The sequence below is a fragment of the Allostella sp. genome (genome assembly GCF_041913585.1).
Taxonomy (GTDB): Bacteria; Pseudomonadota; Alphaproteobacteria; order ATCC43930; family Allostellaceae; genus Allostella.
In genome coordinates this window covers 25885-42741 of sequence record NZ_JAYSFE010000002.1, presented here as the reverse complement: position 1 = coordinate 42741, position 16857 = coordinate 25885, and the positions used below count along the sequence as shown (strand labels likewise).

The following is a 16857-nucleotide window of genomic DNA, read 5'->3' as shown; positions in this document are numbered from 1 at the left end:
GACATCAAGGCGACGCTGGACGATATCGCGGCCGAGGTCGACCGCGCCCCCGCGGCGTCCACGCGGGGCTTACCCCGGGACGGCCGGGGGGGGCCCCGCCCCCCCGCGGCGACCGCCGGCGAGGAACGATGACGGACAGTGTGGGACATGGCGGCCTGGCGGGGGCCGGCGCCTATCCGCGGCCGGCGCGCCGACGGTTCTGGCGGCTGCATTTCCAGCGCCGGATCACCCTCTGGGGCATCGCCTTCGTGGCGCCGACGCTGCTCTTCTTCCTCGTCTTCAAGTTCGGGCCGATGGTCTGGGCGATCGAGCTCAGCTTCACGTCCTACGACATGGTGTCGACGCCGACCTTCGTCGGCCTCGACAACTACCGCAAGCTGGCGGGCGACCCCGTGTTCCTCGCCAGCCTCGCCAACACGCTCGTCTACATCGCCGGATCGACCGCGCTCATCACGGTGGTCAGCCTCGCCCTCGCCATGGCGATCAACAGCCGGGTCCCGGGTGCGCGCTACTGCATGATGGCGATGTTCCTGACGAACCTGATGCCGATCATCGCCGTCTGCCTCGTCTGGCGTTTCCTGCTGCATCCGTTCGGCCTGATGACCCAGCTCCTGGCGCCCTTCGGCGTCGACCGCGTCGACTGGCTGACGGACAGCCGGACCGCGATGCCGGCCATCATCGCCGTCACCACCTGGCGCTTCGCGCCCTATTTCATGGTCGTCTTCCTGGCCGGGCTGCTGGCGATCCCCCGGGACTACTACGAGGCGGCCGAGATCGACGGGGCGACCGTGCGCCACCGCTTCGTCCACGTCACCCTGCCGCTGCTGATGCCGACCATCTTCTTCGTCGTCGTCATCTCGGCGCTCCTGTCGGCGCGCATCTTCCTCATGCCCTACATCATGACCGGCGGCGGCCCGGGCAACGCCACCCGCGTGCTCTCGATGCTGATCTACGAGACCGGCTTCTCCTACCTGAAGATGGGGGAGGCGGCGGCGATCTCGGTCGTGCTCTTCGCCATCATGCTGGTCTTCACCATGGGCCAGATGCGGCTCTTCATGCGCGGCGAGCGGGTCCACGGATGACGGCGGCGTCCCTTCCGGCGCTGCGGCGCCGTCCCTGGCCGGCCTGGATGCGGCGCACGAAGCCGTGGGTCGGCCTCGCGCTGCTGCTGGCCCTGACCCTGGCCTTTCTGCTGCCGATCCTGTGGATGACGACGACGTCGTTCCAGGCCGGCGAAAAGATGTTCCAGCTGACGACGGAATGGATCCCGTCGGTCTGGCATCCGGAGAACTACCCGAATGCGCTCGGCCGGGCGCCCTTCCCGACCTTCTTCCTCAACTCGACGGTGGTCTCCGTCATCGTCATGGTCGGCAACGTCGTCTTCTGCACGCTGGCCGGCTACGGCCTCGCCAAGTTCCGCTTCCCGGGCGATCGCTGGGTGCTGCTCGCGATCCTCTGCACCCTGATGCTGCCGCTCGAGGTGACGCTCGTCCCGACCTTCCTCGTCGTCTACAAGTTCGGCTGGCTCAACAGCTACCAGGGCATCGCCGGGCCGCTGGTCATCGAGGCGTTCGGAATCTTCCTGATGCGCCAGTCGATCCTGTCGATCCCGTCCGACTACATCGAGGCGGCGCGCATCGACGGGGCGGGCGAACTGCGCATCCTGTGGAAGATCATCGTGCCGCAGTGCCGGCCGGCGCTGGCCGTGCTGGCGGTCTTCGCCTTCCGCGACAGCTGGGACCAGTTCCTGTGGCCGCTGACCGTCGTCTCGGTCAACGAGTACCGCACGTTCCCGCTCGGCCTCGTCGCCTTCGGCGAGGACTACGGCACGCCGCCGACCGAGCAGATGTCGATCGCCGTGCTGGCGACGATCCCGGTCTTCCTGCTGTTCGCGGTGCTGCAGCGCTGGGTCAACCGCGGCTTCGGCCTGAGCGGCCTCAAATAGGAGCTTCCGTCCGTCATGGAGAAGGTCAGGATCGCCATCGCCCACTGGGGCGCCGGCATCGCCCCGGTGTTCGCCGGCGTCGAGGGCGGCTATTTCCGCGCCGAGGGGCTGGATGCCGAACTGGTGCCGATCCTGGGGCACCCCAGCGCCATGCGGGCGCTGATCGCGGGCGAGGTCGAGTTCACCAACTCGGTCGGGCCGGAACTGATCCTGGCCAACCGGAGGCACGGTGGCGACGGCGTCGTCATCGCCTCGGCCATCGGCCGCTCGGCGCAGCAGGTTTCGGCGCGGCCCGGCCTCCGGACGCGCGACGACCTCCGCGGCAGGCGCTGGGGGGTGGTCGCCCGCAACGACGCCGACGAGGGCTCGATCGTCATGGCGTTCGAGCGCTGGGGCTGGGACCCGGCGAAGGATGCCGAGATCGTCGTCGTCGGCACCGACGGCCCGCGCCTCGACAGGCTTCTGGATGCCGCCCGGGTCGACGTCGCGATCATGCACGCGCCGGAACCCTTCCAGGCCGCCAAGCGCGGCTGGCAGGTGGTCGAGGACCTGGGCCGGCTCGACGTCGCCTTCCAGAACAGCTGTGCGGCCACCACCCGCCGCGTCGCCGCCGCCCGGCCGGAGACGGTGCAGCGCTACGTCCGCGCCTACGCCCGCGCCGTCTACCGCTTCCGCACCGACGCCGAGTTCGGCATCGCGACGCTGGCGAAATACACGGGCGAGCCCGACCGCGGCGTGCTCGCCGACACCTGGGTGCTGTTCGCCCGGCTGATGGGCGGCATGATGTTCCCGAGCCTCGAGGGAATGCGCAACGCCAGCCACGTCCTGCACCGGCTGGGCGCCATCCCGGAACCGGTCGCGCCCGAATCCGTCGTCGACCTCGGCCCCGTCGCCGCCCTGGAGCGCGACGGCTTCTTCGCCACCTTCATGGGGAAGCCGGCGTAGGAGCGCCGGGAGCTACCGCCGCCGCACCTGGTGGGCCAGCGTGAACTCGTCGGTGCGGCCGGGGAATGCGAGGTCGGGGCGCATCGCCCAGCTGTGCAGGTTGTGGAGCAGCGGCACGAAGCCGACATCCTCCACCGCCTCACGGGTCGCCTGACGCAGCAGCGCCTCGGCCCGGGCCGGGTCGACCGTCGCCAGCGCCTCGTCGTAGAGCGCGTCGAGGCGGGGGTTGGAGTAGCGGCCGCGGTTGCCGGCGCCGCGCCCGCGCTCCTTGTCCCAGGTCAGCAGGCTGAAGGTCATGAACGACGACGGCTCGCCGGTGACGATGCCGTAGCCGGTCAGCAGGAAGCTGTATTCGAGCCGGCCCGAGGCCGGGAAGAAGGCCGCCGGCGGCACCGCCACGACGCTGGTCTGGATGCCGACGCGCGCCAGCATCTGGCCGACCGCCTGGGCGAGCTGGGCATCGTTGGGGTAGCGGTTGCGCGGGGCGTGCAGGGTGACGCCGAAACCGTCCGGATAGCCCGCCTCGGCGAGCAGCCGGCGAGCGGCGGCAGGGTCGTGGCGGTCGGTCGGCAGGTCCGGATCGAAGCCGGGGAAGCCGGCCGGCATGATCTGGCCGGTCGCGGCGGCATGGCCCTCCATCACCCGCTCGACCAGGGCGCGGCGGTCGATCGCGAGGGCGATCGCCCGGCGCACCCGGATGTCGTGAAAGGGGTTGCGGTCGAGCGGCTGGCCGTTGCGGTCGACGACGAGCGGCGCCCGGTCGCGGTGCCGGTCCATGGCGAGGAAGATGATGCGCGTCGTCACCGCGTCCTGCACGGCGACCCGCGGATTGCGCTTCAGCCCGGCCACGTCCGACAGCGGGACATAGTCGATGATGTCGACATGGCCGGACAGCAGTGCCGCCACCCGGGCGGCGTTGTTGGCGATGGGCACGACGACGACGCGCCGCCATTCCGGCCTCTCGCCCCAATAGCCGTCGAACCGCTCCAGCACCAGGTGCTCGCCGCGCTTCCACTCGACGACGCGGTAGGGCCCGGTCCCGGCCGCGCCCTGGCCGGCGTTGATCTGCTCGGAGGTGGCGAAGAGCGGCCCCTCGCGCCCCTCGCCCGCCGCGGCGGCGAGGGCCTGGTGCGACATGATCGAGATGCCGGAGAGGTAGAGGGGCAGCGCCGTGAAGAGGCCCTCGGTGTGGAGGCGCACCGTGTGGGGATCGACAATCTCGACCCTGCGGATGCGCCTGGTGTAGCCGGTCAGCGGCGAGGGGCTGTTGGGGACCGCCGCCACCCGTTCGATCGAGGCCTTGACGTCGGCGGCCGTCATCTCGCCGCCGTCATGGAAGCGGACGCCGCGGCGCAGCCGGAACTCCCACACGTCATCGGCGACGAGCGACCAGGAGGTGGCGAGGCCCGGCTTCAGACGCAGCGCCTCGTCGCGCTCCACCAGGGCCGAGTAGACGTGCATGGCCAGGGCGAGGTTGGCGCTGAGGCTGGCGAAGTGCGGGTCGAGCGACGTCGTCTCGACCTGGGTCCCGATCCGGAGGTCCTGGGCCTGCCCCGGCGGTGCGGCGAGGAGGGCAGCAATCAGCACCAGGGCGAGCCGGAGCGGACGGAATGGCATGGAGGTCTTTCCCGAAGGGTGGTTCACGGGCGGTCGCGGCACGCGTAAACGGTTCGCACCGCCCTGTCCACGAGGCCCCGCATGACGCCCGCCCATACGATCGTCCGCAACGGCCTGCTGGTCGACGCGCAGCGTCATCGCGTCGAGCCGCGGGACATCCGGATCGCCGGCGGCCGCATCGTCGAGATCGGGCCCTGGGGACTGCCGGCGCCCGGCGACGCCGCCGTCGTCGACGCGTCCGGCCGGCTGATGATGCCGGGCCTCGTCAACGCCCACACCCACAGCCACGGCAACCTGCCGCGGAGCCCCGGCGACAAGTGGACGCTCGAACTGGCGCTCCATCTCAACCCCTCGATCCGCGGCAACCAGACGCTGGAGGACAAGTACCTGTCGGCGCTCCTCGGCGCGGTCGAGATGCTGAGCAAGGGCTGTACCGCCTGCTACGATCTCTTCTACGAATTTCCCGCGCCGTCGCAGGAGGGCCTCGACGCGGTCGCCCGCGCCTACCGGGACGCCGGCATCCGCGCCGTGGTGGCGCCGCTGATGGCCTCGCAGTCCTTCTACCGGGCGATCCCCGGGCTGCTCGAGGCGCTGCCGGCCGAGGCGCGCGAGGCGCTGGCGCGCGGGCCGGGCGGCGACGACGACGGGGCCGCGGCGCTGGCGACGGCGCGGCGCACGCTGGACGGCTGGGCCTTCGACCGCGACCGGGTGCGCATGGCGCTGGCGCCGACCATCCCGCTGCACTGCTCGGACGAGTTCTGGCGGCGGGCGGCGGGGCTGGCCCGCGACCACGGCGTCGGCCTGCACACCCACCTCGCGGAGTCGAAGGTCCAGGCGGTCGCCGGCATGCGCCGCTACGGGCGGACCCTGACGGCCCATCTCGACGGCCTCGGCGTCCTCGGGCCGGACTTCACGGGTGCCCACGGCGTCTGGCTCGACGACGAGGACATGCGCCGCATGGCCGGGGCGGGGGCGACGGTGGCGCACAATCCGGCCAGCAACATGCGCTACGGCTCGGGACTCGCCGCGGTGCGACGGATGCGCGACCACGGCGTCACGGTCGGCATCGGCACCGATTCGCGCACCTGCTCGGACAATCTCAACATGTTCGAGGCGATGCGGCTCGCCTCCTTCACCTCGCGGGTGCGCGGGCCGGACTACCGGCGCTGGCTCGCGGCCGACGAGGTCTTCGCCATGGCGACCGAGGGCAGCGCCCGGGCGCTCGGCTTCGGCGACATCGGGCGCATCGCCCCGGGGGCGCTGGCCGACATCGTCTTCCTCGACCGGCGCTCGCTCAACTACGTCCCGCTCAACGATCCGACGCTGCAGATCGTCAACGCCGAGGACGGCACCGGCATCCATTCGGTGATGGTGGGCGGGCGGATGGTGGTCGAGGCCGGGCGGGTGACGACGGTCGACATCGACCGGCTGATCGACCGCTGCGAGGCGGCGATGGAGCGGCTGCGCGCGGCCAACGACGGCGCCCACCGCATGGCCAAGGCGCTGGAGCCGGTCGTCGGCTCGTTCTGCGCCGCCATGGGCGCCGAGCCCTATCACGTCCACCGGTTCGTCGACGACGGCGAGCGGCCGCGGCCCGAGGGCTGCGGCCACCGCCACGGCTGAGCTACGCCGCGCTGCGCTCGATGTGGCGGGCGAGGTCGCCCAGCGTCGCATAGGCGGCGAGGTCGTCGGGAGTCAGCGAGACCCCGGTCTCGACCTCGATGGCGATGCACAGCTCCATCCGGGCGAGGCTGTCCATCTCCAGCCGCTCCAATTGGACGTCGGCCGCGCCGGCGAGAAAGGGCCCCCGCACCGAAGGCTCGTAGATCAGGGCGACGCTGCCGATCTCCAGCCCGTCCACCAGCACCTGCCGAATTCTCGCCGCCTCGTCCATCGTCGCGATCCCTCGCCTGGATTGGCCGCGCCTAGGCCGCGGCGGGATAGAAGCCGCGGACCCGCCCCGGCCGGCAGTCGCCGAAGGTCGCGGCGCGCTCCGGGGCGAGGGGGCGGCTGCCGGCGACCGAGAGCCAGGCGCGCAGCAGTTCGCGCCGCGCGTCCGCATCGCCGCCGTCGGCATAGGCGGTGCGGGCATGGAGGACGACGTGGTTGTTGACGAGCTGGACGTCGCCCGGCTCCAGCCGCACCGAGAACGCGAACCGCTCGCTCTCTGCCAGCGCCTCGAACCGGTCGAGCGCCTCGGCCTGTTGCGGCGTCAGCGCGCCGGCGCCGGGATAGCGGTGCCCCGCCTCGATCTGGAAGCGGTTGTAGCAGCAGGACAGCCGGCCCTCGGCGAAGGTCACCACGGGCTGGCGGAAGAAGGGCGGCGCGCCCGCCACCGGCCGTTCCGGCACCCGCCAGCAGAAGTCCTGCATCAGCAGCGCCAGCAGGTCCGGCCGCTCGCGGGCGAGTTCGGCGACGATCGCGGCCGAACTCGCAATCCGGGTCACGCCCCCCGCGGCGGCGGCGCGGACGACGAGCAGCACCAGCACGTCGCAGCGGTCGGTGTGGAAGGTGAGGCGCTCGCGGCTGCCGTACCAGCGTCCGATCTGCCGTGCCGCCGTCTCCGGATCGTGGGCGACGCGGACCAGGCGGTCGCCGTCCCGGGTCTGCGGCAGCGGTGCCCCGAGGCTGCGGCAGAAGCCCCAGAAACGGCGGTCGAGTTCGTCCGGCAGGGCGTCGGCGACGGGAAAGCCGCGCAGCACGACGAAGCCCGGCCCGCGCTCCAGCCGGTCGAGGATCGCCTGCATGGCGGCGCCGGACGGCGCCGGAACCACGCTCGACGGCGGGGCGCGGTAGCTGTCCGGCGTATCGGGAGGCACGCAACCGGCCAGATCCGCCGGGTCGAGCCGCATCGACCAGAAATCCGGGTCGGCAGCCGCCGCGGCCAGCCAGCCGCGATCGCCTGCCGCCGTGATCGGGTCGCTGCCGGTCGTCGTCTCGCTCGCCATGTCGGCGGCGAACGTAGCGTCGCCGGTCCTCCCCACGCAATCGGCAACAGCGGGTATGGCGGCCGCTTGCCAAGGAGGCGGCGGGCGGGCTCATATCGCCCGCGGTCCGGGCGGCGGGATGAGGCAGGGCGGAATGTTTCTCGATCGTCTGGATCGACTCGCGGGCGAGCGCCCCGGAGCGGCCGCCCTCGTCCGCGGCACCGAGATCGTCCCCTATGGCGGGCTGATGGAACGCGTCGCCGACACGGCCCGCGCCCTCGCCCATATCGGCGTCGGTCCGGGCGATGTCGCGGGCCTGACCATCGGCGACGAGATTGAACATCTCGTCGTCTGTCTCGCCTTGATGCGCGCGGGCGCGGCGCAGATCACGCTCGGAACCCAGGACCCGCCGGGACTGCGCGAACGGCTCGCGGCGCGCGTCGGCGTCACCTGCCATGTCACGGCGGGCGGGACGGTCGCCCGGCTGGCTCGGCCCCGCACCGTCGAAGCGGCGGCGTCCGGCCCGGACGACCGGCCGGCGATCGTCCTGCCGGGGTCGGGCACCACCGGCGACGTCAAGCTGGTGTCGCTGAGCGGCGCGCAGATCGCGACCCAGGCGTCCATCGCCTATGCCGACTACGGCGCCGACCGCATCCTCCAGCTCGCGCCGGTCGAGTTCAACAACGGCAAGCGCCTGCGCCTCTACTGTCTGTGGCACGGCGGTGCCTGCGTTTTCCGGGCGGGCGGCGAGGCATCGCTGCAGCAGCTCTGTCGCGACCAGGACGTCACCTGGTTCGACATGAGCGCCTATCACGCGCGCGACCTCGTCCGCGCCAGCGCCGCCCACGGTCGCCTGCCCGAGGGGACGGCCGTCCGCATCGGCGGCTCGCGCGTCTCCAACGGCCTGCGCGCCGACTTCCGCGAGTGGGTGACGAGCCGGCTCTTCATCTCCTACGGCGCGACCGAGATCGGCGGCATGCCGGGCATCTGCATGGCGGCGCCGGAGGAGCAGTCGCCCGACGCCGAACGGGTCGGCAGGCCGCTTGCCGGCATGGAGGTGGTGATCGTCGACGCGTCCGGCCGCCCGGCCGGCCCCGACGCGGTGGGCGAGGTGCGCATCCGCGCTCCCGGCATGGTGACGGCCTATATCGGCGATCCGGTGGCGACGGCGCGCTGTTTCCGCGATGGCTGGTTCCAGCCGGGCGACCTCATGTCGATGGCGGCAGACGGCATGCTCACCTTCCACGGCCGGTCCGACGACATGATCGTCCTGAACAGCATCAACATCTTCCCCGGCGAGATCGAGCGCGCGCTGGAGGCCCATCCCGCGGTCCGCGAAGCGGCCGCCTATCCGGTGGCGTCGGGCGTCCACGGCCAGATTCCGGTCGCCGCGGTCGAACTGCGCCCGGAGGCGACGGCGAGCGAGCGCGACCTGATGGCGTTCGCGCGCGAGCGCCTCGGCCTGCGGGCGCCGCGCAAGGTGACGATCCTGGCGCAGTTGCCGCGCAGCGGTCAGGGCAAGGTCCTGAAGCGGGTGCTGCCGGGCGCGGCGGAGCGGCCCGCCCCGGCCTAGCCGGGCCTAATCGTCCCGCACCACGAACTGCTTGCCGTTGGGATTGTCGACCTGCACCCGCCGCGGGGCGGGCTCGGAAAAGCCGCGGAGCAGCGCGTCGGCACGGCCGAAGAGATGGGCTTCGGCATAGTCGTAGAGCGTCCGGTCATAGGCGTTGCGGCGCGCGATCTCGTCGCCGAACATCTCGATCAGCTGCGCCTTGCGGGGGTCGCGCTGCTGCTTGGCGGGCCTCGTCCGCACCGAGGGCCCGCCATAGAGGCTGAGGATCGCGGACAGGAACGGCGCGAGCCGCTCGGTGCGGCCGACGAGGAAGCAGGACCCGAGATGGGCGATGGCCCGGTCGACCGACCGCCAGTCGATCTCGCTCTCGCCGGCGAGCAGGCGCGTCGCGAGGTTGGAGAGCGCGAGGTTGTCGAGATAGTGGCGGAAATCGTCGGCCGAGGCGGCGCGGTTGCGGTTGGCGTTGCGCCACAGATACTCCGACACGACGCGCTCGACGGGCTCGCGCAGCACCGTGCAGGCATGGACCGGGCGGCCGACCCAGCGATGGGCGCCGAACCAGCAATGCCCGGCGTAGGCGAGCGGGCGTTCGTCCTCGAAGAACCCGGCCGGCGGGGGCCGCTCCCGCATCCCCACCGCCCTCGGGACGAGGCGCAAGGTGCGGCCGCGCTCGGTCGCGAGCGCATGCAACACCGCCTCCACCGTCGTGCCGGCGGTCTTGGGCACATGATAGAAGAAGAGCGCCGTGTCGAGCGGCGCGTCGCAGCGGAAGGCGGCAAACTCGTCGAGCGACAACCGCGGCGTCCGGAGATCTCGCGCTCAGGCCGCGGGGATGCCGAGCGCGCTGCGGTAGGACGGATGGACGACATCGTGGGCCTCGGCGTGCTTCTTCAGCCACAGCGCGAAGACCGGGCAGACCGGCATCACGGTCTCGCCGCGCTCGCGCAGCCGGGCGACGACGAAGCGGAAGATCGCCGAGGCGAAGCCGCGCCCTTCGAGCTCGGGCGGAACCTCGGTGTGGGTCAGCACGATGCCGCTGCTGAGGCGGTTGTATTCGGCGAACGCGATCCGTCCCTCGGCCGCGAGCTCGAAGCGCCGCGCCTCCGCATTGTCGCGGACGGCGGGCTCTTCGGGCTGGCTCCCGGTGCTCATGCGCGTGGCAGGTCGCCGACGGCGGCCGACGTCTCCTCCGCCTCGGCCTCCTCCTCCAGCCGCTCCATGTCCTCGTCGCTCAAGCCGAAATGATGGCCGATCTCGTGGATCAGGACATGGCGGACGATGTGCAGCAGATCGTCGCCGGTCTCGCACCACAGGTCGAGGATCGGGCGGCGGTAGAGGAAGATCATGTCCATGTGCGGCACCGGGTCGGAGACGCTCTTGTGCAGCATGGACACGCCGCGATAGAGGCCGAGGAGGTCGAAGGGGCTCTCCAGCTCCATTTCGTCCTCGGTCTCCTCGTCGGGGAAGTCCTCGACCCGGATGACCACGTCGCGCGCGTGCTGGCGCAGCTCCCAGGGGATCGACTGGAGGCCGATCCGGCCCAGGCCCTCGATGTCGGCCAAGGTGGGTGCGGTGCTCGGAAATCCGCTCATCGGGACCAGTAGGGGGCGAATTCCTCGAGGATCGCGGCGTAGATGTCGCGCTTGAACGGCACGATCAGCTGCGGCACTTCGACCGGCTCGACCCATTTCCAGGCGAGAAACTCGGGTGTCTCGGTTTCCAGGTTGATCTCCGAATCGTCGCCCGCGAACCGGAAGGCGAACCATTTCTGGGTCTGGCCGCGGAAGCGCCCGCGCCACAGCCTGCCGGCGAGTTCCGCCGGCAGGTCGTACTTGTACCAGTCCCGGCTCTCGCCGAGAAAATCGCCGTTGCAGGTGCCGATCTCCTCGCAGAGTTCCCGCCGGGCGGCTTCGATCGGGCTCTCGCCCTTGTCGATTCCGCCCTGCGGCATCTGCCAGGCCTCGCTCGGCATGTCGATGCGCTGCGCCACCAGCACCCGGCCGTCGCGGTTCAGCACCATGATGCCGACGCCGCGGCGATACGGCAGGCTCGTTCGGGCGTCCGGGGTCAGGCTGACCAATTGCGCGCGCTCCCGGCCGGTCAGTTGGCGGCGCGCGCCTGGAACAGGGCGATGCCGCGGATCATGTCGAGCGCCCGCTGGAGCTGATAGTCCTCCTCGGGGCTGACCGGCCCCTGCGGACCGGAGTCGGGCGTCGGCGTCGTCGTCGGCGCGCGGTTGGCCGGCGCCACCGGCCGGGCGCCGGGCGGCGGCTGGTCGGGGTTGGCGAGCGCGCCGCGCAGGTCGGCCTCGCGCCGCGACGGGCCCTGCGCCACCTTCTCGATACGCGCCGCCTCGACGACGATGTCCGGATCGATGCCCTTGGCCTGGATCGAGCGGCCCGACGGGGTGAAGTAGCGCGCCGTCGTCAGGCGCATCGCCCCGTGGCCGGCGAGCGGGATGATCGACTGCACCGAACCCTTGCCGAAGCTGCGGGTGCCGAGGACGACCGCGCGGCGGTGATCCTGCAGCGCGCCGGCGACGATCTCGGACGCCGAGGCCGAGCCGCCGTTGATGATGACCACCACCGGCTTGCCGTCGGCGAGGTCGCCCGGCCGCGCGTTGTAGCGCTGCCCGTCGTCGGTCTTGCGGGCGCGGGTCGAGACGATCTCCCCCTTCTCGAGGAAGGCGTCCGAGACCGCGACCGCCTGGTCGAGCAGGCCGCCCGGATTGTTGCGCAGGTCGAGGACGTAGCCCTTCAGCTTGCCGCCGGCCTGCTCCTTGATCCGCTGGACCGCGTTCTTCAGGCCGCTGTCGGTCTGCTCGGTGAAGCTGGTGATGCGCACGTAGCCGATGTCGTCCTCGACGCGCGAGCGCACCGACTGCACCTTGATGACGGCGCGGGTCAGGGTCAGCTCGAACGGCTCGCCGGTGCCGCGCCGGACCGTCAGCTTGATGTCGCTGTCGGCGGGTCCGCGCATCTTCTCGACCGCCTCGGGCAGGCTGAGGCCGAGCACCGGCTCGCCGTCGAGATGGGTGATGAGGTCGTTGGGCCGCAGGCCGGCGCGTGCCGCCGGCGTGTCGTCGATCGGCGACACCACCTTGACGACCCCGTTCTCCATCGTGACCTCGATGCCGAGCCCGCCGAACTGGCCGCGGGTCTGCACCTGCATGTCGCTGTAGTTCTTGGCGTTGAGGAAGCTCGAATGCGGGTCGAGCGAGGACAGCATGCCGTTGATCGCGGCCTCGACGAGCTGTTCGTCGCTGACCTTCTCGACATAGTCCGCCCGCACCCGCTCGAACACCTCGCCGAAGAGGTTGAGCTGCCGGTAGGTGTCGTTGCCGTTGCCGCGGTTCTGGGAACCGGCCGGCATCACGGTCCAGACGAGGGCCATGCCAGCGATGGCCCAGGGGAGGGTCTTGCGCATCATCCGCTTTCCTTGCCTTCGCCGGCCGCGAGCCAGGGCTGGGGGTCGATCGGGGTTCCGTTTCGACGCAGCTCTATATAGAGCCTCGGCCGCTCTTCGCCATCCGTCGACATGATTCCGACCGGCTCGCCGGACAGCACGGTCTGGCCGACGCTCCCGTCGGTGCGGCCCAGGCCCGCGACCAGGGAATGGAAGCCGCCGGTGTGTTCGATGATGAGGATCTCGCCATAGGCCCGGAACGGCCCGATGAAGAGGATGCGGCCGTCGAACGGCGCCACCACGCGGGCGCCCGCCCGGGTCCGGAGCGTGATGCCGCGGCTGTGCTGGCCGTAGCCGAGATCGTCGCCGAAGTTGCGCTGGACCGCGCCGGCGGCCGGCAGCAGGTACTGCCCGCGGGCGCGATCGAAGGCGCGGATCGTCGGCGCGCGCAGGGCGGCGGCGGTCGCCACCTGGCGGTCCTCGTCGCGGCGGCGGTCGGCGGCCCGCCGCTGGTCGGCGACCAGTCGCTCGGCCTCCAGGCGCAGCGTCTCCGACGAATGCAGTGTCGCCTGCTGCCGCGTCGCCTGCTGGCGCGCGATCTCGCGCTGGCGCTCCTCCTCGGCCGCCATGTCCTCGCGCCGGCGCTGCGCGTCGGCCGCCTGCCGCTGCCGCTCCTGCTCCTGGCGCAGGCGCTGCGCCTCGGCCTCGGCCTGCACGATCAGCTCCTTGAGGTCGCTCGCGCGGGCGGCCATCTGCTGGAGTTCCTGGGCCCGCTGCCGGGCCTCGGCCTCGGCCTCGCCGCGGGCCGCGGTCCGCTGCGCGATCAGGCCGTCGAGCGCCTTGCGCCGCCGCTCGACCGCCGCCCGGCCGGTCGCCGCCTGGCGCCGCTTGGCCTCGGTCTCGAGCCGGAGCTCGCGCAGGTCGGCCAGCGCCAGGCGCAGGCGGGCGGTCTCCTGGGCGATCATCGGCACGACGCGGCCGAGCAGGCTCGCCGTGCGCGCCGTCTCCACCGGGCTCGTCGGCAGGGCGAGCAGCGCCTCCGGCGGATGCCGGGTCAGCCGCGCGAGCGCGGTCACCAGCGCTTCGATGTTGTGCCGCCGCTCCGACAGGAGCCGCTCCTGGCGCTCGATCTCGTCGTCGAGGGCGGTCAGCGTCTCCTCGACGCCCGACAGGTTGCCCTCCTCGCTCTGCAGCGCCCGGGCGGCGGCGATCGACTCCGCCCGCAGGCGCTCGATCTCGCGCCGCAGCGTCTCGGCCCGCCGTTCGATCTCGGCCTGTCGCGCCCGCTCCGCCTCGATCGAGCGCTGCACGTCGCGCAGCTCCCGTCGCGGGTCCTGCGCCGCCGCCGGGACGGCGACCAGCGTCCCCAGCAGCAGGGCGGTCGCGAACCGGCGGGCGCGGATGGCGGGCACGGGGGGGGGGGGAGGGGGCGGGCCGGCGCGGCGGTCAGGCGCTGGCCCGCCGCCGCTCCGCCATCGCGGCGAGCAGCGAGCGACCGGTCATGGCGGCCGGTCGGGGCAGGCCCATCAGGGCGAGGATCGTCGGCGCGATGTCGGCGAGCCGGCCGCGGCCGCCCCCCGGCGGCGCCAGGGCCGCCACGGCCGGGCCGCCCGTCATGACGATCGGTACCGGGTTCATGGAATGCGCCGTGTGCGGTCCCCCGGTCTCCGGATCCAGCATCTGCTCGGCGTTGCCGTGGTCGGCGGTGACCAGCAGCACGCCGCCCGCCGCCCGGACGGCGGCCTCGAGCCGGCCGAGGCAGGCGTCGACCGCCTCCACCGCCTTCACCGCGGCGGCGAGGATGCCCGAGTGCCCGACCATGTCCGGATTGGCGTAGTTGACGACGACGAGGTCGAAGCGGCCGCTGGCGATCGCGTCGACCAGCCGGTCGGTGACCTCGCCCGCCGACATCTCCGGCTGCAGGTCGTAGGTCGCGACCTTGGGCGAGGGAACGAGGATCCGCTCCTCGCCCGCGAACTCGCGCTCCTCGCCGCCGTTGAGGAAGAAGGTCACGTGCGCGTACTTCTCGGTCTCGGCGATGCGGAGCTGGCGCAGTCCCGCCTTCGCCACCACCTCGCCCAGCGTGTCGCGCAGTTCCTCGGGCTCAAGCAGGGCGGCGAGAAAACGGGCGAGGTCGGACGAATACTCGACCATGCCGAGGGCGGCCGCGAACTTCGGGACGCGGGGCCGTACGAAGCCGGCGAAGGCGGGATCGAGCAGGGACGCCAGGATCTCGCGCGCGCGGTCGGCGCGGAAATTGGCCATCAGGAGGCCGTCGCCGTCCGTCATCCCGGCGTAGTCGCCGAGGACGACCGGCAGCACGAACTCGTCGGTCTTGCCGTCGGCGTAGCTGGCGCGGACGGCGTCTCCGGCATCGGCGGCGCGCGCGCCTTCGGCGAGGACCAGGGCGCGCCAAGCCCGTTCGACCCGGTCCCAGCGCCGGTCGCGATCCATGGCGTAGTAGCGGCCGGCGACGCTGGCGATGCGGATGTGGGCACAGTCCGCGACCGCGGCCCGGAAGGCCGCCAGCGCCTCGACGGCGCTCTCGGGCGGGGTGTCGCGGCCGTCGAGGAAGGCGTGGACGGCGACCGGCACGCCGGCCCGGTCGAGCAGGCGGGCGAGACCGGCGATGTGGTCCTGATGCGAATGGACGCCGCCCGGCGACAGGAGGCCGATCAGGTGCGCGGTGCCGCCCGATGCCTTCAGCCGGTCGACGAAGGCCGTGAAGCGCGGGTTGCGGGCGACCGTGCCGTCGGCGAGCGCCCGGGTGATGCGCGGCAGTTCCTGCATGACGACGCGGCCGGCGCCGATGTTCATGTGGCCGACCTCGGAATTGCCCATCTGGCCGCCGGGCAGCCCGACCTCCTCTTCCGAGGCGTCGAGCAGCCCGTGCGGGCAGGTGGCGATCAGGCGGCGCCAGTTCGGCAGCCGGGCCTGGGCGAGCGCGTTGTCGGCACCGCCGTCGCGATGGCCCCAGCCGTCCAGGATGCACAGGACGACGGGCTTCGGGCGTTTCGGAGTCATCCCCGGAATATAGGGGATGGCCGGTCCGCCCGGTAGGGCCGGCCGCTCAGGCGGCGGCGCGGCCGGCGGCGGCGGCCCAGGCGAAGCCTTCCGCCAGCGCCTCGGCGACGGCGTCGACCTCGGCCTCGGTCATCGGCGTCGACAGGGCGCCGGAGAGGTTGGGGGTCAGCAGGAAGCCCTGCTCGACCAGCCACGGGTGCAGCCGCCCCATCAGCGCCTTCTCGGCGTCGGTCGGGTAGGCGGTGCGGTAGTCGTGCACCGGCCGCCGGTGCGGATGGATGCGGAACAGCGAGCCCATGCCGGTGACCTGGGCCGGGAGACCGGTGCCGGCGATCGCCGCCGTCACCCGCTGGCGGAAATGGTCGCCGAGGCGGTTCAGGTGGTCGTAGGCCGGCTGGTCGAGCTGGCGCAGGCTGGCGAGCCCGGCCGCCATCGTCACCGGGTTGGCGGTGAAGGTGCCGCCGTGCGGCACCGCCGGCTTGCCGGGGCGCACGTCGAACATCTCCATGATGTCGCGGCGGCCGGTGACGGCGCCGATCGGCAGGCCGCCGCCGATGATCTTGCCCAGCGTCACGAGGTCGGGTTTCAGGTCCCACAGCGGATGGGCGCCGCCGTGCGAGAGGCGGAAGCAGACGATCTCGTCGACGATGAGGACGATGCCGAGGCGCTGGGTCGCCTCGCGGATGGCCGCGACGAACCCCGGCGTCGCCGGGATCAGGCCGACCCTGGAGGGCAGCGGGTCGAACAGCAGGGCCGCCAGCCGCGAGCCGTGCGCCTCGAGCAGACGCACCGCGGCGTCGGCGTCGTTGAAGGGCAGGATCACGGTGTCGCCGACGACCGCGTCGGGCGTGCCGCGGGCATACTTGGTGCCGGCGGGCGCCGCCTCTCCCCAGTTCCCGGGCTTCGAGTCGAGGCTGACCTCCACATGATCGTAGCTGCCGTGGTAGGCGCCCTCGATCTTGGCGATCGCCGGCCGGCCGGTGAAGGCGCGCGCCGCCTTGATCGCGCTCAGCACCGCCTCGCTGCCGCTGTTCGAGAAGCGGATCGTCTCGAAGACCGGCGAACGGGCGCAGATATGCTCGGCCAGGTCGACCTCGACCTCCGTCGGAAGGCCGAAGCTGATGCCCCGGGCCGCCGCCTCGGTGACCGCCGCGACGATCCTGGGGTTCGCATGCCCGTGGATTGCCGAAAAGAAATTGTTGGTGAAATCCAGGATGACGTTGCCGTCGACGTCGACGATGCGCGATCCTTGTCCATGGGCGGCGTACGGGGGATGGGGATGGAAGAAGATCGTGGCCCGGGTGCTGCCGCCCGGCATCACCTGGAGCGCGCGCTCGAACAGCGCCTGCGACCGCGCGGTCGAGTTGCGCCGGTCCGACGCGGGGTGGGTGGCATCGAACTTGCTGTTCATCGGCGTCTCC

16 protein-coding genes are annotated in these 16857 nt (G+C 72.2%); 5 read left to right on the top strand and 11 right to left on the bottom strand.

The annotated features are described in order from the left end of the window. Window positions 1-128 precede the first annotated feature (128 nt). Genes ACE3Q3_RS00905 through ACE3Q3_RS00895 form a run of 3 tightly spaced genes read left to right on the top strand, consistent with a single transcriptional unit; the run spans window position 129 to window position 2890 of the window. On the top strand, window positions 129-1082 hold the full coding sequence (locus ACE3Q3_RS00905; RefSeq protein ID WP_374440403.1) for a carbohydrate ABC transporter permease: 954 nt from the start codon (window positions 129-131) through the stop codon (window positions 1080-1082). After that, complete coding sequence (locus ACE3Q3_RS00900; RefSeq protein WP_374440400.1) at window positions 1079-1945, top strand: carbohydrate ABC transporter permease; 867 nt, start codon at window positions 1079-1081, stop codon at window positions 1943-1945. The genes ACE3Q3_RS00905 and ACE3Q3_RS00900 overlap by 4 nt, the downstream gene beginning before the upstream one ends. Window positions 1946-1960: 15 nt before the next feature. Then, on the top strand, window positions 1961-2890 hold the full coding sequence (locus ACE3Q3_RS00895; RefSeq protein WP_374440396.1) for an ABC transporter substrate-binding protein: 930 nt from the start codon (window positions 1961-1963) through the stop codon (window positions 2888-2890). Window positions 2891-2902: 12 nt separating this feature from the next. On the opposite strand, the gene ACE3Q3_RS00890 is transcribed toward ACE3Q3_RS00895, so the two are convergent. Then, the gene (locus ACE3Q3_RS00890; RefSeq protein WP_374440393.1) at window positions 2903-4507 is read right to left on the bottom strand and encodes an ABC transporter substrate-binding protein; all 1605 of its coding nucleotides are present in this window, start codon (window positions 4505-4507) and stop codon (window positions 2903-2905) included. An 81-nt stretch (window positions 4508-4588) separates the two neighbouring features. Between ACE3Q3_RS00890 and ACE3Q3_RS00885 the strand changes: the two genes are divergently transcribed. Next, a complete protein-coding gene (locus tag ACE3Q3_RS00885; RefSeq protein ID WP_374440390.1) occupies window positions 4589-6130 on the top strand; it encodes an amidohydrolase family protein in 1542 nt (513 codons plus the stop codon). Window position 6131: 1 nt separating this feature from the next. Here ACE3Q3_RS00885 and ACE3Q3_RS00880 read toward each other — a convergent pair whose 3' ends face one another. Together ACE3Q3_RS00880 and ACE3Q3_RS00875 are read right to left on the bottom strand one after the other, a co-directional pair. Next, window positions 6132-6401, bottom strand: coding sequence for an acyl carrier protein (locus ACE3Q3_RS00880; RefSeq protein WP_374440387.1), 270 nt, complete (start codon window positions 6399-6401; stop codon window positions 6132-6134). Between the two features lie 31 nt (window positions 6402-6432). After that, complete coding sequence (locus ACE3Q3_RS00875; RefSeq protein ID WP_374440385.1) at window positions 6433-7455, bottom strand: TauD/TfdA family dioxygenase; 1023 nt, start codon at window positions 7453-7455, stop codon at window positions 6433-6435. A gap of 133 nt (window positions 7456-7588) precedes the next feature. Between ACE3Q3_RS00875 and ACE3Q3_RS00870 the strand changes: the two genes are divergently transcribed. Further along, complete coding sequence (locus ACE3Q3_RS00870) at window positions 7589-9007, top strand: class I adenylate-forming enzyme family protein (RefSeq protein WP_374440383.1); 1419 nt, start codon at window positions 7589-7591, stop codon at window positions 9005-9007. Between the two features lie 6 nt (window positions 9008-9013). Here ACE3Q3_RS00870 and ACE3Q3_RS00865 read toward each other — a convergent pair whose 3' ends face one another. The 8 genes from ACE3Q3_RS00865 to ACE3Q3_RS00830 are packed head-to-tail and all read right to left on the bottom strand — an operon-like array spanning window position 9014 to window position 16847. Continuing rightward, window positions 9014-9802 (bottom strand): hypothetical protein, encoded by a 789-nt coding sequence (locus ACE3Q3_RS00865; RefSeq protein ID WP_374440380.1) that lies wholly within the window; start codon window positions 9800-9802, stop codon window positions 9014-9016. A gap of 24 nt (window positions 9803-9826) precedes the next feature. Beyond that, on the bottom strand, window positions 9827-10159 hold the full coding sequence (locus ACE3Q3_RS00860) for a GNAT family N-acetyltransferase (protein ID WP_374440377.1): 333 nt from the start codon (window positions 10157-10159) through the stop codon (window positions 9827-9829). Continuing rightward, entirely contained in the window at window positions 10156-10599 is a 444-nt protein-coding gene (locus tag ACE3Q3_RS00855; protein ID WP_374440374.1) for a metallopeptidase family protein, read from the bottom strand. Before ACE3Q3_RS00855 ends, ACE3Q3_RS00860 begins: the two co-directional genes overlap by 4 nt. Beyond that, a complete protein-coding gene (locus ACE3Q3_RS00850; RefSeq protein WP_374440509.1) occupies window positions 10596-11078 on the bottom strand; it encodes an RNA pyrophosphohydrolase in 483 nt (160 codons plus the stop codon). The genes ACE3Q3_RS00855 and ACE3Q3_RS00850 overlap by 4 nt, the downstream gene beginning before the upstream one ends. 29 nt (window positions 11079-11107) lie before the next feature. Further along, window positions 11108-12436 carry a S41 family peptidase gene (locus tag ACE3Q3_RS00845; protein WP_374440371.1) on the bottom strand — a complete coding sequence of 443 codons (1329 nt, stop codon included), beginning with the start codon at window positions 12434-12436 and terminating at the stop codon, window positions 11108-11110. Then, complete coding sequence (locus ACE3Q3_RS00840; protein WP_374440369.1) at window positions 12433-13824, bottom strand: peptidoglycan DD-metalloendopeptidase family protein; 1392 nt, start codon at window positions 13822-13824, stop codon at window positions 12433-12435. The genes ACE3Q3_RS00845 and ACE3Q3_RS00840 overlap by 4 nt, the downstream gene beginning before the upstream one ends. Window positions 13825-13858: 34 nt before the next feature. Next, entirely contained in the window at window positions 13859-15436 is a 1578-nt protein-coding gene (gene gpmI, locus ACE3Q3_RS00835) for a 2,3-bisphosphoglycerate-independent phosphoglycerate mutase (RefSeq protein ID WP_374440366.1), read from the bottom strand. A 46-nt stretch (window positions 15437-15482) separates the two neighbouring features. Next, window positions 15483-16847: an aspartate aminotransferase family protein gene (locus ACE3Q3_RS00830; protein WP_374440363.1), complete on the bottom strand. Its 1365-nt coding sequence runs from the start codon at window positions 16845-16847 to the stop codon at window positions 15483-15485. Window positions 16848-16857 lie beyond the last annotated feature (10 nt).

Excerpts from the sequence above, each read along its gene's own strand:
- ACE3Q3_RS00905 (WP_374440403.1), top strand. The coding sequence starts at position 129 with ATGACGGACAGTGTGGGACATGGCGGCCTGGCGGGGGCCGGCGCCTAT.
- ACE3Q3_RS00900 (WP_374440400.1), top strand. The coding sequence starts at position 1,079 with ATGACGGCGGCGTCCCTTCCGGCGCTGCGGCGCCGTCCCTGGCCGGCC.
- ACE3Q3_RS00895 (WP_374440396.1), top strand. The coding sequence starts at position 1,961 with ATGGAGAAGGTCAGGATCGCCATCGCCCACTGGGGCGCCGGCATCGCC.
- ACE3Q3_RS00890 (WP_374440393.1), bottom strand. The coding sequence starts at position 4,507 with ATGCCATTCCGTCCGCTCCGGCTCGCCCTGGTGCTGATTGCTGCCCTC.
- ACE3Q3_RS00885 (WP_374440390.1), top strand. The coding sequence starts at position 4,589 with ATGACGCCCGCCCATACGATCGTCCGCAACGGCCTGCTGGTCGACGCG.
- ACE3Q3_RS00880 (WP_374440387.1), bottom strand. The coding sequence starts at position 6,401 with ATGGACGAGGCGGCGAGAATTCGGCAGGTGCTGGTGGACGGGCTGGAG.
- ACE3Q3_RS00875 (WP_374440385.1), bottom strand. The coding sequence starts at position 7,455 with ATGGCGAGCGAGACGACGACCGGCAGCGACCCGATCACGGCGGCAGGC.
- ACE3Q3_RS00870 (WP_374440383.1), top strand. The coding sequence starts at position 7,589 with ATGTTTCTCGATCGTCTGGATCGACTCGCGGGCGAGCGCCCCGGAGCG.
- ACE3Q3_RS00860 (WP_374440377.1), bottom strand. The coding sequence starts at position 10,159 with ATGAGCACCGGGAGCCAGCCCGAAGAGCCCGCCGTCCGCGACAATGCG.
- ACE3Q3_RS00855 (WP_374440374.1), bottom strand. The coding sequence starts at position 10,599 with ATGAGCGGATTTCCGAGCACCGCACCCACCTTGGCCGACATCGAGGGC.
- ACE3Q3_RS00845 (WP_374440371.1), bottom strand. The coding sequence starts at position 12,436 with ATGATGCGCAAGACCCTCCCCTGGGCCATCGCTGGCATGGCCCTCGTC.
- gpmI (WP_374440366.1), bottom strand. The coding sequence starts at position 15,436 with ATGACTCCGAAACGCCCGAAGCCCGTCGTCCTGTGCATCCTGGACGGC.
- ACE3Q3_RS00830 (WP_374440363.1), bottom strand. The coding sequence starts at position 16,847 with ATGAACAGCAAGTTCGATGCCACCCACCCCGCGTCGGACCGGCGCAAC.